Below are 15345 nucleotides of genomic sequence, written 5' to 3'. Positions count from 1 at the left end.
TCCAGGCTTACCCTAGCGGACCCAGGGTTGGGAGACGTTCATTTCATTGCCTCAGCTTCGGCGGGCGGGATATAGCCAAGGGGTTCCATCAGCCGGTGGTGATTGAACCAGGCTACCCATTCCAGCGTGGCCAGCTCAACGGATTCACGCGTCTTCCAGGCAGTACGACGATGGATCAGTTCAGCCTTGTACAGGCCGTTGATCGTCTCGGCCAAGGCGTTGTCATAGCTGTCGCCCCGGCTGCCAACCGACGGTTCGATCGCTGCCTCGGCCAAGCGCTCGCTATAGCGAATGCTGACGTACTGCGAGCCCCTGTCGGAGTGGTGGATGAGAGAACCATCATTGCCAGGCTGGCGAGCGTAAAGCGCCTGTTCAAGTGCATCCAGAACGAAGTCCGTGGTCATCGACGGACTGACCCGCCAGCCGACGATGCGCCGCGCGAACACGTCGATCACGAAGGCCACGTACAGCCAGCCCTGCCACGTCGAAACGTAGGTGAAGTCCGAAACCCAGAGCTGGTTCGGCCGCTGGGCCCTGAACTGGCGGCTGACCAGATCCGGTGGGCGCGCTGCTCTCGCATCTGGAGTCGTCGTGCGAACCCGCTTGCCGCGAATCACGCCGCGCAGATTCTGCTGCCTCATCAGCCTCTCGACCGTACAGCGTGCCACCGCGATGCCTTCCCGGTTCATCTGCTTCCAAACCTTGTCGGCCCCGTAGACCTGCATGTTGGCCTGCCAGACTCGCTTGATCTCGGGCCGTAGCCACTCATCGCGTTTGGCTCGCGCAGAGCGCCGCGATGGATCGCGAAGCTGCGCAGCATGGCGCCGATAGCCCGACGGAGCAATCTGCAAGACCTTGCAGATCGGCTCGACCCCGAAGGCGTCGCGATGCCGCTCGACAAAGGCCTTCAGGACTTCAAACGGCGGTCGAGCTCCGCCTGGGCGAAAAACGCGCTCGCCAGCTTCAGGATCTCGTTGGCGCGGCGCAACTCCTTTACCTCACGCTCCAGCGCCTTGAGGCGCTCACGCTCCGACGTGGTCACGCCATCGCGCTCGCCACTCTCGACTTGCTCTTGTTTGACCCACCCCAACAGTGTCTGGCTTGTGCAACCGATCATCGGTGCGATGGATTCGACTGCCGCCCACAGCGACGGATGCTCGCTGCGCTGCTCTCGAACCAGACGTACAGCCCGCTCTCGGACCTCGGGGGAAAACTTGGTTTGCTTGCTCATGGGCTCCATTCTCTCAAGAATTGAAGCCTCCACTAAACCCGGGGCGGTTCAATACAGCTTCGTTTCCGCGAGATCGCGAATACGCGGCGCGAATCGAAATCCAAGCAGATGCATCAGGGCAAAGACGTGGTCGGTGAACCCATTGGTATCCGTGTAATGCTCCGTGATTCGTAGATCCGACTCGTGATGAAGCAGGCCGTCGAGTACATAGGTGGAATCACGAACGCCTACGTTCACCAGCTTGCTGTGATAAGGACCATACTGGTCGGAAATATGCGTGTAGATCATACGGCCGGGCTCGGAGCCGTACTTCGGATTGACGTGGCCGGTGCTCTCCGCCCGCCCGCCGGCCTTGAAACGCTGACCGTCCGAGGATGAGGTGGTTCCATCCCCCCAATGCGCGGCAAATGAATGCGCCGACTGCCGGCGGCCGTCCACGCTTGCCCTTGGGGTCAAACCTTATTGATCAGCGATTCCTTAGATAACCATCTGGCGAGCGCCATATTGATTTCCCCGGAAAAATGGAGCAAAACCCGCTCGCTTGCGTGAACGTGACTAATCAAATACGTATCCCTTTGAAGAATTTTCCAGCTCATGGATACAGAGGGGCGCCTATGCGCAGACATAGCTCAACTAGTTGACGATCCCCCATGTTGTGCCAAGGCCTCGGTTTGTTGCCCACTCGCACGACGAGAAGGTGACACCCTCAATCATGCGGGTGTCAGGTATTTGCTGAATAATATCATTATTGATCTCAAAGATAACTATTTTCATCCAACTACCGCACAGATCTAGTTTTGATTTATATATTTTATTTTTTATAACAATTTTTGCCGATATACGGCTATTTTAGCTTAGTCGCTTCAGGAACCGACACAAACGAGAAAGATGGTGGACAGGTCGTGCGAGGTATTTCACCGACGTGCGAAACTAAGTTCTAAGGTTCCGCTACAGCACCGAGCCACTTGGGCAGTGGCTGCGGAACCACCTCTCCCTCGCCCGCTGTGTCGCCCTTTTCGCTAGCCGCCATGCCAACTACGACCGTACCGTTTACACAGGCTTTCAATTTCTCTAGCGCGACACAGGGCGGGGTCGATCCGCGCACTGGTCTGTTCATGTTCAACTTCCCGCTCGGGACTGTCTTTGGCAACAATACACTCGGGCCAGCGCTACCACTCGTGCTACGTTACTCCCCCCTCCTAATCGGCAATCCGTTTCAGTTGGGTAAAGGCGTGTCTCTCGGGCTAGCGTTCTATGACCGCGCCAATCGGATACTTGTGCTTGGCTCAGGGGAGCGCTTTAAGACAGAAGATGCTGGCGGCACAGCTACGCCGATCGTCCGCCAACAAAAACTCGACGCCGTTCGCCTTGCAACAAGTGGCAGCAAAATTACTCTCACCCTCAGATCTGGTGAGCGTCAAACGCTCTCGGAACAACGTGGGAATATCTACGTGCCAGAGCGCATCGAAAGTCCGCTCGGCTACATGCTCAACTTAGCATGGAGGCCCGGAGCTAACAGCCCGCAACTCACAGCCATTACAGATGCTCAAGGCAGCACGGTATGCAGCCTGACGTACGGCACCGATGTGGTCGATATAGTGCTATGGCCAAATACGGGAGAAATCTCATCATTCAAGCTGAATTTATCCAAAGAGTATCTGACTAAAATCATTAGCACTAGTGTATCCCCCAATCTCGGATGGACGCTCGGCTATGAGGCAGATCCTGCGATTCAGATTGACGGACAAGCACTGCTCAAGCAGGTTATCTCACCCACAATGCTGGAAGAATCCGTCCAGTATAAGGCTGGGGTCATGAGGTTTGATACTGGAACGGTCCAAGGAGCATTGCCTGCAGCAATCAAATATCAACAAAGCCCCAAGTTTGGTCAGCCCACACAAACGACAACTTACGAATATTCGTCTCAGAATGACACATCCCCTCGGAATTATTTCGGCTACGGAGAAGCGTTAGTGGCATCTCATCACCCTGATGATGACAACCTGTACAACCAGCTAACCCCCTACGATTATTGGTCTATAGAAACACGCGATGGCGATCAGGCTCGTGGCGTTGCAGCCCGCAGTATTGAGCGACATTACAACAATTATCACCTACCAATTTTAGAAATCGAGCGCGAAATCGGTGGCTCATTAACAACCCAATGGGAAGCAAAGTACTGCGCAGAAGTTGGCATCGTCTTTAAGGATCAACCTGTTACGTTTCAGTTGCCAGAAACGAAGATCACGACGTGGAGCGATGGCACCGGTTCTGCATATGATCCACATGGAAACCTGGGCAAGCCCGCAACCCACGAGGGTGAAGTCGCGGTCTACGAGCATTTTAAATACGATGAGTTCGGCAACCTGGCAAAACGAACCGCGCCAGATGGCACCGTAACCGCCTATGAGTATTATCCGGCCAGTAACACCACTCTAGACTGCCCAACTGAGCCCAATGGATTTACCCAGCTCATCCGAAGCCGCACAGTAATCCCTTATGAGGGCACTGCTTACAAAGATGTTCCGTCATTAAAAACCGAATGGAAATACCAAAAACTGGATGTCCGCAAAGGCAGCACGCTGTCGTGGGCAATTCTGCCGCGACAGGTAACCCATTCTGCTGACGGAACAAAACTGTCTACCGAGACATTCACATACACCATCAATACCGATAGCGACGAGCACGGGCGCATAAGCTCTCGAGCCACCGTTGTCCATAGCAACGGCACAGATTACCCTAGCGCCCAAACTCTCAAATTTACTTCCGCCCAGTTTCAGCTGGAGCACGGCATCACGAAATCTCTTGCGCGGCAGCTCACGACAATCGTCGATGCCGAGCCTGGCAACAAGGAAGACACCCAAAAGCTGAGCGTATCCACATGGCTCACTCAGTCGGCACTCACGGGGCGCTTGCTGGCAGAAACCGACGCCTTGGGCAATCAAATTGCCTACGCGTACGATGCATTGGGACGCCTGACTAGCCAAAAGACACACCCCGACCAACCAGCATACTTGGCTGAGGAAACGTGGACTTACACGCCGTCGTCGACCGATGAAGCCGTGCCAACCCAAGTGGAATACAAAGACATCTTCGGCAATCTTTCCCGCATCAGTTACGACGGACTAGCGCGGGTCATCCGCGAAGAAAGAAAGGATAGTGACGGCACGCTTGGCTGGCAAACCGTGCAGACATACGGATACGACCCCTTGGGGCGCAATGCATGGAGCGCCTCGACAGAAGTCCTTCGCCCCCAAGGCCAAACGGGGGCGACGCCCCTGAATTACACCCTCACACGAAAATGGGATGCCTGGGGTTCACTCCGAGAACAGGTTGGTCAAGAAAATCGCCTCATTGAGCACCAAATCGTCGACCCCATCGCATTGACTGAAACGTCATGGACGGAAGGTCAGGGCAACCTGGCGACAGCCAAGCGCATAGTTTTCCTGGACCCACGAAATCAACTGCCAATAACAGAATTGCGGTTGGCCTACGATGCAAAGAAGCAAGCGTGGGATTCGGAAGATAGTCCGAATCGCCTCTCCCGGCAACATGTCTGGGATGGCGCAAATCAACTACGCCACGTCATCGATGAAAACAATCACGTGACCCTGTATGACTATGATGCTTACGGCCGGGTAACGAAAACAACCTTACCCGACGGCTCAGTCCTTCGCCGGGAGTACGCGCCATTCAGTAGCGCGCCCCTCGTGGTTCTGGTCAGCCTCCAACCCAAAGGAAAAAAGGAAAGCGAGGCGGTCGTACTGGGATCTCAAAAATTCGATGGCTTCGGTCGATTAATTGAGACCACAACCGGCGGACGCCCTCTTTCCCTCCGGTACGCCTCAGATGCCGCACAGCAACCCATTGAAGTCACTCAACCGGATGGGGCCAACGCGCACTATCCGAGGGATGCAAGGTTGTATGAAGTGCCAACGGAAATTATCGCAACTAGAGCCAATAGCCCAACGATAATCCAGTCCTTTGCATACAACCGGCACACAGGGCAGTTGCTAAGCGCAACCGAGAAAGGCTCCGGCGAGAACCAATGGACAAGCCCCTTCGGTCGCCTAAAAAATGAGGCACAGGACATCCTGTCGGGCGGGGAGTATCCCATCAGTTACGAATATTCGCTGGGTGGTGCCTTGCAGCAAAGCACCGGCATCGACGGCAACGTGCAGAAATTGGAGTATTCAACTGCTGCAGCCTCCATCGGTCAGATGCGCAAACTCAGTGAGCCGGGCATCACTGCCGAGCTGGCATACGACGCACTTCAGCAACTGTTGGAGTGGACAGCAACCGATGGTGAAGGCAACACTCTGAAGACGGCACGAGAGCTCGACAGCTTCGGCCGCGAAACGCTGCGTACGTTCACACATAACGCAAGCGACACAAGGATTATCGAACAAACATGGTATCCCAATAGCCAATTGAAGCAACGCACTCAAAAGCACAATGGAAAAACAATTTGCACCGAAACATTTGAATACGATGAACGCGATCGCCTAGTGAAATACACCGCTAGCGGCGAACAGTTGCCTCTGGATCCTTACGGCAATGCATTTACGGAGCAGACCTTCCTGTTCGACGCGCTTGACAACATTGTTGAATGCAAGACCACGCTGAAAAACGGCGAAGTCAACACGGCCCAGCGGTACCATGAATACAAAGATCCCTGCCAATTAAGCACCATAGTCAACAGTCTCACTGCTCACGGTTACCCAGCAAAAATTCATTTGCGCTATGACAACGCTGGAAGGCTAATTCAGGATGATGCTGGTCGTACCTTGACGTACGACGCCTTGGGGCGCATTGCTAGCATCGATGGCAGCGAAGGCAAAAGTGACTACGGTTACGACGCAATGAACCGGATGGTGTGGCAGCGAGTAGAGCAGGATTCAACCATCCACCGAATGTATTACCAAGGCGACGCACTTACCAATGAATGGATAGGCAAAATCGGCCAGAAACAAGATGCAGCCAGGGACCACGTGGCCCAGTCTATCTATGTGGCGAATAACAGCGTTGCTCAACGACAGAGCGACGCAGGTAAACCGTCGACCATATTGGCCAGCGTCGATGCGCAAAACCGCATATTATGCGCCACAATAGGCGACAAGACACAGGAGTATAGCTACACGCCTTATGGGTATTGTACGCCGATCCCTCTAGGCAGAAAATCCCAATAAGTAGTAATTCGACATAGCAAACCATTCCGAAGATCATGATGCGCTCAACGACTGCCAACCTTGTTTGTGCCCTTCTCGCGGCTTCCCTCCCTATTTCTGCAAATTCGCGGGAAAGCATGGCCGGTTTCATATCAGAGGTTCAAGGGCAATTCAAGCTGCCTGGAAATACGATGTCCGGCCTCGATGTTGACACGTCAAAAATTCTGTTCCCACCGAACGACAACGCCGACATCGCTGGCGAAAGTGTCATCTCCGCGACCAATGGCGTATGGAACCGTTGCTCAAAAGGGGGGGATGCGGACGATGGCACTTGTTTTTCCGCAATTTCCTTAATATTAAATAACCTTGGTCGTAACTCGCTTACTTGGTCTTTGGCGAGCAAGATGTGGACCGCTCAAAATTATTCGCTAGGCAATCTCAAGGAAGCCGAAATAACACAAAACAGCACCTACGCGGTTACTGGCGGGCAACTGTATCGCTATGTTGCTGCCAAATCGGGAGGCGCAGTAGGCCCCGCAGGTCCACAAGGGCCTCGGGGATATGAGGGAGCGAAGGGTGACACAGGGCCCCAAGGGGCAACTGGCACACCCGGAGCCAAAGGAGACAAGGGGGACAAGGGGGACAAGGGGGACCAAGGACCTCAGGGACTGGCCGGTATCCAAGGAGTAAAGGGGGATAAGGGCGACACGGGGCCCCAAGGAGTTGCAGGTACGCCGGGCGCGAAAGGTGACAAGGGAGATCCAGGCTCCAACGGGAAAGATGCGCTCAGCGTTGTAGGGGTAGCATTAGTGTTTGGCTCGGGAGAAAGCGAAAAGAAGGCCACAAAAATAGATATGTCAGGAGGCGGTAGCCCCCGCATCCTATCAAACGTTGCCGATGGCTTGGCTCCGCATGACGCCGTCAACGTGAAGCAGCTTCAGGACATTGGCGTAGCGTCTGGTTCAGCGTTTAAGTTGGCTCAAAATCCTAGCGTCAGCGTCATCGATTTGTCGGGCCCGCGCACGGATGGAACATCGATCGACAGAATTGTTCGAGGCATAAAGGCAGGGACGAACGACGCGGATGCGGTGAATTTTGGGCAATTGCAAACCGAGCACAACGAAATTGCCAAGTTACGAGCAGACATGCTCAAGCTTGAAGCTCAGTTCCAAGCCAGCAATCTTGGCGCCGAGAACTTTACCCTTGATGTAAATGCGGGCGAAACTGTTTTCGAGCACGACTTGGCAAAACGCGTGAGGGCACCCAATACCGTCAAAGACATCAGCCTCGGCGATCTCTCGCTCAAAGATGCCGGCAAAGCCGCATTGACCAAAAAAGATGGGCGATACGTACTGTCATTTGATGCGGCACCCGACTATGAGGGCGTAACACACTTGGCTTACAAAATTATCGACAAAGACAATAAGGAGCGATTTGGAGAAATCACAATTAATGTGCTTAAGCAAGCATCACTCTAAAATCAACTTATTCTGAGGGGCATTGGTAAATGGCTCAGTTCACAACGTCATCGCTTCCCGCTGCCCGAAAAGGTGAGCCATACGAAGCCCGCGTCGAGGTCACCGGAAACTCGGGAGCGCCAAGCTTTTCGCTCTCAGAAGGTAATCTCCCTCGGCCCCTTACGATCGGCTCAGATGGATGGATTCGCGGCACCCCGACCGGCAATGGCATCTATGGCTTTACTGTCAGCGTATCCGATGCGAAAGGCACGATCAGCCAGGATTTCGAGATACGGGTCTTCGCACCCCTGCCCGCCCCTCGTCCCAGCTTTGCTGGGGCGCACCAAGATCCGGTCAGCGGAGCCGTACACTTTGATAACGGACGCCTGCTCTTCATTCCCTCCTTAATGGGCCTCGCCGTTCCGATGCTTGGAGGCCTGTTCGGAGCCATCGGGGCTGGGGCTGGGGCTGGGGCTGGGGCTGGGGCTGGGGCTGGCAGCAGAAGCATAAATCCCTACGCCTGTGGCGCTAGCGAGGGCTCAATGGCGAATGGACGTAGAAAAATCAATGACCTTTATGAGTCAATAGTCAAGGGTATGTTTAGCTCAGGACGTGCAATCACGCCCCCCCTGTCGACAACAGAATTACCCCCTGACATTAACAGAACAATCAACTTTACTTTTGTTAGAAATACAAATCACCTTGAAGTCGAGGCTCATGGAAGTGCTTTTTTAACTGCGGTCGATGGGGGAGGATTTGTCTCGGGAGCGCAACTTGCAGACATTATTAGAAATTTCATAAATGAGCGCGGAATATCCCCGCAGCGCATCAGGTTGTACAGTTGCCACAGCGCGAATGGCGGGGGAGCATCACAAGCTCAAATAGTTGCAAACGAACTTGGCATCCCGACCCGGGGGTATAAGGGGTTTTATACTTATGGATATAAGGGGATACATCTTCCTGACCGACTGGTCGGTAACACACCTGAAGTTTTTGAACCGATGACATCGCCATTTGCTGCACGATCATATCGAGCATTGAATGGAATGTTCAGCCGAGTTGCTAGAGCCGACCTCTACGCAGAAAGAGGCGAAAGGGCCGCAAGAAATGGATTAAGGGCAAACCTGGGCGAATTCATCGGAGTTGGCGTTATCATATAATCTGGCTGCGGGGGCCTGTCAGTAATTTCGGTTCTGTCGCAGCAAGAAAGAATGAAGTAGAGTTGGGCGATGAAAGCCGTCCACCTTGAGCTCGCCCCGTCATCGTTGCACCAAGTTCTCAAGCGATTGCATTACCCGCTAGAGATCATGCTGGTATGCGTGCGCTGGTACGCCGCCTATGGGTTGAGCCTGCGCAATCTGGAGGAAATGATGGTCGAGCGCGGGGTCATGGTCGATCACGCCACCGTACACCGATGTGTCCTGAAGATTCTGCCGGCCATGGCCAAGGTATTTCGACAACGTAAGCGCCCGGTGGGTCGCCGTTGGCGGGTGGGTGGACAGTGGAAATACCGGTACCGGGCGGTCAATTCGCAGGGCCACACCGTGGACTTCCTGCTCACGGCCCGGCGGGACTTGGCCGCCGCCCGGCGCTTCTTCGATCGGGCGATCCAACTACACGGCCAACCGGAGACCATCACGATCGATAAGAGCGGGGCCAATACCGCTGCCATGCATGCCCTAATCACGGATACCGGCGAAGAGATCGAGCTGGGCCAGTCGAAATACCTGAACAATCTCGTCGAGCAGGATCACCGGGCCATCAAACGACGAACCCGTCCGATGCTCGCCTTCAAGACTTTTCGCTCAGCCGCCAAAATTCTGGCCGGCATCGAAACCATGCACATGATTCGCAAGGGGCAGTTGCACTGCCCCGAGGGGGAACAGGCGTCCTTCGCTGAGCAATTCTACGGACTGGCTCGATGAATCACCAAACTTCCAAGGCCCGAGTTCTGCTCTCGAACCCTTACTACGACAGAACCCCCAACACTGCCAAAGACATCAGTCTCGGCGATCTCGATCAAAGATGCCGGCAAAGCCGCATTGACCAAAAAAGATGGGCGATACGTACTGTCATTTGATGCGGCACCCGACTATGAGGGCGTGACACACTTAGATTATAAGATTATCGACAAAGACAATAAGGAGCGATTTGTCACAATCACAATTAATGTGCTTAAGTAAGCATCACTCTAAAGTGAACTTATTCTGAGGAGCATTGGTAAATGGTTCATTTCACAACGTCATCGCTTCCCGCGGCCCGAAAAGGTGAGCCATACGAAGCCCGCATCGAAGTCACCGGAAACTCGGGAACGCCAAGCTTTTCGCTCTCGGAGGGAAAACTCCCTCCGCCTCTTACGATCGGCTCAGATGGATGGATTCGAGGCACGCCGCAAAAGGATGCCAAATATGGTTTCCGAGTCAAAGTATCCGACACGCAGGACACGATCGAGAAAGATTTCGAGATACGGGTCTTCGCACCCCTGCCCGCGCCTCGCCCCAGCTTTGCTGGGGCGCGCCAAGATCCGGTCAGCGGAGCCGTACACTTTGATAACGGACGCCTGCTCTTCATTCCCTCCTTAATGGGCCTCGCCGTTCCGGTTGTTGGTGGCCTGTTCGGAGCCGTCGGGGCTGGGGCTGGGGCTGGGGCTGGGGCTGGCAGTATCAACCCCTACAGCGGTGGGAGCCCCATTAATTCGACACCAGTTAGACGCAATAACTCCGTTCAGCGCTCCCCCACTTCAGGCCCAACGCCTAGCAGGGGAGATTTCCTTGAAAACCAGCTGCACGCAGCTGCCACAATGGCATTTTCAACCTCTAATTATGTCGCCGACTTTGTGTGGATCCCAAACTTCGCTCCACGCTCCATTACCATAAACCCGACAATTACCGAGGGAATCACCGATTTTCAAGCCACAAATTCTTTTATAGCTGCACATTCAACCATAGACAACGGACAGTGGAAGGTTGCCATTGGCATTCAAGGTACAGAAAAACTACTAACAATAGAAGACCTGGCCGAAAAGATAGCGGCAAGACTGCCCGGCTTCAGGAATTCTCTAAGTAGTGAAAATAACACTTTATTCCTCGGAGTTTGCTATGCTGCAAATGAGTTCAATGGCACATCGATGGCTCAACGATTTGCAGATGCGGCACAAGTGAACGTAGTGGCACCAACCGGAAAGTTCAGCATTGGATCTTTAAATAATGAAAATATATTCATGAACAAACTTACCCCTGAAAATGGATCTATTGCATTTAAATATTTTAGGCCGGTGGTTCACCTATAAATACATCTTTGGCAATTAGGGTCTGTTGACAATATGCATCGACCGCGTAGCAAGGGACTGTTATTGATTGGAAACATTTGATCTTGAAATATAGAAACAGCCCCTCATGTTGGTGGTATGGAAAAACGAGACATGAGATCGCTTCCTCGTGAGGCACGTGAAGAGCGGCGTCGGCAGGTGTGAGGTCGGTCGGAAAAAGTGGAAGCCAACGTTTCGTACGCCAGTTGCCAGTGATCCATCGCGCTTTCTCCCAAGCGGTAGACGGACCGCCGAGATTAACGGCAACAACACTGAGACGCAATGAGCCGCCTAATACGCGCCTCATGCGCAACTTTCCGCTTTCAAAATCTTGAGTCAGTAACCCTTTGATTTACATAACTATCGTGTTGGCCGTTGCCCCGAAACCCGCATGAATACTCGGGGTCGCTATCCCGGTAAACTGCAGCAATATCAAGGGCACCCCTAAGTCTGCGATTCGAGCGAGGCGCGCATGGACGAGCCTTGTTCTGATCAGGAACACAGGGCCAGACGTTCGTCTGGCCCTTCTTTGCAAGCAAAATCCCGTTGTCACGTAGGCCGGATCGAGTTCCGACCTGCTTATTCCCTGGGCCACTCAACCTGCTAAGGTCCGCCCTTCGAGGAGAGTCAACGAGGCTATTTGTTTATCGTTGCTTCAATCAGTCGGATTTTGGCGAGAATGTCATCAAACGATGGTGGTTCATCGTCAAACATCATCGGATGCATCTTTAGATAGTCGTCCCGCAAGTCCTTGAGCCGATGATCGTCCGGAACGAGGCGAAGTGTCCCAGGCCGCGCACGGTCATAGCTTGCCCAACCTGAGCGGAAGAAAGTGGCCTTATGCTTTGCTACTTGCCCTAGAAGCTCGAAATCCGTAGCTGCCACCCTACCCTCCTCCATGTCGAGAAGCTGGGCCAGGTCATAGTAGTGTCGCGAGAAGTATGGTGGCGTAGGATGCTCCTTCGGCCTATGCGCCTCGGCATGCAGAGCCGTTGCCTTCTCCCAAAATGTACGCCGCGCAGATAGCACCGTGACGATCGTCTCGGGATCTTCGAAGAATTCAGGAAAATCCTCGGCGGCATATGGCCGAATGGACTTTTCTTCCACGGGCCAAGGGTCGCCGCGCGCGCCGAGTTCCAGCTTCACGCGCGGTGTGATGTAGCCCATTCCCGCATACTCTTCGCCGGGTAGACAAGCAGGATAGTAGAAGTTCACAGTCTGAGGATCGTTGGCATCGATCTCCAGGCGCCAGCCGTTCGCCGTCGGCTCTCCCAACTGCTCATCCAACTGTGCTTGCAGAGCCGGCAGCAGACTCTGAGCGATGTGCTTCTCCACATCACTCACAAGATCGTTGATAAGGCGCTCTGCAGTCTTTCGACTGATCCCTTCTTTCTCGGGGTCACGATCACCGGTATAACCGAGCTCCGCACGATCAAAGGACAGATCGATGTCCTCCGAGAAGCGACGAATTGCGCTATATGCCTTCGACAAGGACGTGCCGCCTTTGAATACAAGTGTGGTGGCGTCCTTGCGTTGCAAACTAAATAGTCTTCGCAGCGTCCAGCAGACCCAGAAGTCTTTTTCAATGATCGTATCCGCAATCCCCCTGCTGGCGCCAGACTCGCCAAAGAGGGCGGCACGGTCGTTGGCTGGAAGTTTGGCAACCTTATCCATCGATGTCGATCGACATAGCGTTCGCGATCGCCACAAGTGTCGGCCGCATCCAAGCCGGCGCATGAATGGCAGCAGACGCGAGGACCTTTCTGTCGTCGTGCGACAAGCGCTTCGTGGCCACCTGCACGATATCGGGCGCTCGCAGGGGACCAACATGACGTAGCGCCTGAATAACGTTTCCTACCGCGCTTCCTGGTGCTACCAAATGTTTCGGCGAGGCATGTCGCAAGTTCACCACTCGCTTTCCCAGCACCACGCGGCGGGAGGGACCGTTCGTCAGATAGCTACTTTTCGAGGGTACCTGTGTCGTTAGGCCGAGAGCATTTGCCGCGCGAGCACCGTCAATTTGGACCTTCGAACCGGTTTCCCGCGCCAAAGCTTGAGCCACGTCATCTGGAGTGGGTGAAAGTGCTCCAAGTTTCGGATGGACCTTCGGGAAGTCATATAGGCCTCTAGCTAAGCGCCGAAGATCCCCTTTTTTCACCAGGCGGGAGAGAGCCTGATCCACGGAAGCTCGCCCCCCCACATCCAGAAAATCTGAGGGCGTAAATACGCCGCCAGGTCCTTGGGACCGAGCGCGGGTCATGATTTGTGCAGGGACGGAGTAATCGAGTCGTTGCATATGTCAGAAAATATCATACATTTTTATGACCTACAAGGGGAGCGCAGATGAGTTGGCTTATGCGGCGTGCCTGATACCATACTTTCGAGGAACTACCTGACGCCCGCAGCGACGTGGACGAGCATGCGGCCTGTAATGGGTGCAGTGAGACGGGGGATGCGGAGGGAGTTGGCGTCTAGTCAGCGTGCAAACGACGGGGAGCGGATGCAGTCGGGGCTTTTTTCTGATGGTTACGCGATGCCCATCACTGCGGCGACTCGGGCTCGGATTTCGCCCATTTCCTCCGGAGAGGCGTCGTAGCCGGCATAAGTTGCCTTACGTGCGTGCCAGTCAATCGTCCGCGCCTGGAACGGAAGAGCCACGCTCGGCCGGTCTGCGGCCTTGATTTGGACTTCCAGCTTTGCGCGTTCCGTGTGCGGCGGCGAAAACGTCGTCGTCACAGGGACAATTGCAGCCAGTTTTGTCACAAGGTTCAAGCGTTCGGTGCTCAGAATCACGACGGAGAGCTTGTCCCCTCCCTGCTCATGCCCCGATACAGGTTTTAGACCTCGCACGCCTTCGGAGCGCGTACCGCTGCGGCTTTTGGTGCCGTTTCGATTTCAGCTTTTGTTTCTGTATCACTCATTTAGGACATCCCTTCAAAAATTAGGTTTTGTCTGAGCCTCCAAACTCATTTCCTACCGGCTGCCCCCAATCGCACAGGGGTTGCAACTCGGCACCGGCTTCAAGTTCGGCAAGAACAGCATCGAGCGAAAAGATGGGTTTCCTTTCGATAACAAACCGCCCATCCCGGACCTCTAGTTGCACAACTGTGTCTTCTTCCAGCTTGACTTGTAACATCGCCTCCAATGGGGCGGATTTGTGCTCGTCTGTTCGACTATGCGGTGTGGGGTAACATGCGCGATTCGACGCAGCCCCCCCCCCCCGGCGCCTGACCACATTCCTGATGAAGATTTCGCATTCCGTCCAAAGCGAGCTGTTCGACACTCCAGTACTACTGTCCAAGACCCGCTCACAATTGGACACGGAACAGTCCGGCACTTTCACTCCGAACATGAAGTTGCCGGTTCACCGCTGGTTCCGGTATTCCGCCGGCTTTTCTTCGGAATGGGCCGGCAGCGTAATCTCCCAGTACGGCGCAAAGGTGGTGTTGGACCCCTTCGTTGGTTCCGGCACCGTTTGCGTGGAAGCTGACCGCCAGGGCGTTGCTTCGTTCGGCGTTGAGTCCCATCCGTTTGTGTATCGTCTGGCAAGGGGAAAGCTGTCGTGGGCGGCTTCAGCAAGCGAATTCGAGCAAGCTATCGCTCTCGTTGAAGACATGGCCGCGCGTTCGCCTTTCAAGGCTCCGCCAAGCGTTCCGACACTTCTCGAGAAGTGCTACGAACGGGAAACGCTGATTCATCTACTCAAATTGAAAGCGGCGTGCCTAAAGGTAGCGCCGTCTTTATCCGAAGATATCAGGGCATTGCTGTTTCTCGCAGTCAACTCGATCCTTCGGCCGTCCAGCCATGTGGGCACCGCCCAATGGCAATACGTATTGCCAAACAAGCGCAAGGTGAATGTCACCACGCCCACGGAGGCATTGTCTGCGCAGGCGGCAATCATGCTCGCTGATATGTCGTACATGCAGCGAGAACAGGCCGACAGAAAGGCAATACTGTTGCAGAGCGATGCGCGCACGTTGGCAGGTGTGCCTGACGGATCGATTGACCTCGTGGTGACTTCACCGCCGTACGCCAACAACTATGACTACGCGGACGCCACCAGACTCGAAATGACGTTCTGGGGCGAAGTCGAATCTTGGGGCGACCTTCATGAAACGGTGCGCAAATACCTGATCTGCTCAAACTCGCAGCACGCGTCAAAGGAACGACTCGTACTGGAGT

At 54.4% G+C, this 15345-nt stretch carries 11 protein-coding genes, 2 pseudogenes and 1 other annotated feature; of the genes and pseudogenes, 7 read left to right on the top strand and 6 right to left on the bottom strand.

The features are described from left to right. Positions 1-38: 38 nt before the first annotated feature. A protein-coding gene (locus tag AC3FLX_RS33215) for an IS3 family transposase (protein ID WP_488701517.1) occupies positions 39-1231 on the bottom strand; the annotation gives its coding sequence in 2 pieces (ribosomal slippage) (positions 39-943 and positions 943-1231; 1194 coding nt in all). Next, positions 837-953: a sequence feature (AL1L pseudoknot), on the bottom strand. It overlaps the preceding gene by 117 nt. Before the next feature lie 51 nt (positions 1232-1282). Beyond that, positions 1283-1654, bottom strand: a pseudogene (locus AC3FLX_RS33210) (Tn3 family transposase); the annotation flags it as partial. A gap of 605 nt (positions 1655-2259) precedes the next feature. Between AC3FLX_RS33210 and AC3FLX_RS33205 the strand changes: the two are divergent. The 6 genes and pseudogenes from AC3FLX_RS33205 to AC3FLX_RS33180 all read left to right on the top strand — a co-directional run bounded on the left by AC3FLX_RS33205 (position 2260) and on the right by AC3FLX_RS33180 (position 11145). Next, the gene (locus AC3FLX_RS33205; protein ID WP_488701537.1) at positions 2260-6420 is read left to right on the top strand and encodes an RHS repeat domain-containing protein; all 4161 of its coding nucleotides are present in this window, start codon (positions 2260-2262) and stop codon (positions 6418-6420) included. Positions 6421-6590: 170 nt separating this feature from the next. Continuing rightward, positions 6591-7877 (top strand): hypothetical protein, encoded by a 1287-nt coding sequence (locus AC3FLX_RS33200; protein WP_488701536.1) that lies wholly within the window; start codon positions 6591-6593, stop codon positions 7875-7877. Between the two features lie 29 nt (positions 7878-7906). Beyond that, positions 7907-8143: pseudogene (locus tag AC3FLX_RS33195) on the top strand (putative Ig domain-containing protein); the annotation flags it as partial. A gap of 138 nt (positions 8144-8281) precedes the next feature. Next, positions 8282-9016: a hypothetical protein gene (locus tag AC3FLX_RS33190; RefSeq protein WP_488701539.1), complete on the top strand. Its 735-nt coding sequence runs from the start codon at positions 8282-8284 to the stop codon at positions 9014-9016. A 69-nt stretch (positions 9017-9085) separates the two neighbouring features. Then, complete coding sequence (locus tag AC3FLX_RS33185; RefSeq protein ID WP_488701535.1) at positions 9086-9781, top strand: IS6 family transposase; 696 nt, start codon at positions 9086-9088, stop codon at positions 9779-9781. Positions 9782-10080: 299 nt separating this feature from the next. Beyond that, positions 10081-11145: a putative Ig domain-containing protein gene (locus AC3FLX_RS33180; protein WP_488701534.1), complete on the top strand. Its 1065-nt coding sequence runs from the start codon at positions 10081-10083 to the stop codon at positions 11143-11145. A 654-nt stretch (positions 11146-11799) separates the two neighbouring features. Here the strand turns inward: AC3FLX_RS33180 and AC3FLX_RS33175 are convergent. From AC3FLX_RS33175 to AC3FLX_RS33160, 4 genes are all read right to left on the bottom strand, one after another. Beyond that, a complete protein-coding gene (locus AC3FLX_RS33175; RefSeq protein ID WP_488701533.1) occupies positions 11800-12837 on the bottom strand; it encodes a nucleotidyl transferase AbiEii/AbiGii toxin family protein in 1038 nt (345 codons plus the stop codon). Continuing rightward, entirely contained in the window at positions 12830-13423 is a 594-nt protein-coding gene (locus AC3FLX_RS33170; RefSeq protein ID WP_488701538.1) for a DUF6088 family protein, read from the bottom strand. Before AC3FLX_RS33170 ends, AC3FLX_RS33175 begins: the two co-directional genes overlap by 8 nt. A gap of 266 nt (positions 13424-13689) precedes the next feature. Then, entirely contained in the window at positions 13690-14013 is a 324-nt protein-coding gene (locus tag AC3FLX_RS33165) for a type II toxin-antitoxin system PemK/MazF family toxin (protein ID WP_488701532.1), read from the bottom strand. 91 nt (positions 14014-14104) lie between these two features. Further along, entirely contained in the window at positions 14105-14299 is a 195-nt protein-coding gene (locus tag AC3FLX_RS33160) for an AbrB/MazE/SpoVT family DNA-binding domain-containing protein (protein WP_488701531.1), read from the bottom strand. A 106-nt stretch (positions 14300-14405) separates the two neighbouring features. Between AC3FLX_RS33160 and AC3FLX_RS33155 the strand changes: the two genes are divergently transcribed. Next, positions 14406-15345 (top strand): TRM11 family methyltransferase (locus tag AC3FLX_RS33155; protein ID WP_488701530.1); only part of this gene is annotated, 940 nt, incomplete at its 3' end.

The organism is Cupriavidus sp. 291-E7 (assembly GCF_057798835.1).
Note: the sequence above shows the minus strand (reverse complement) of the source record. Positions and strands in the feature narration are given on the sequence as shown.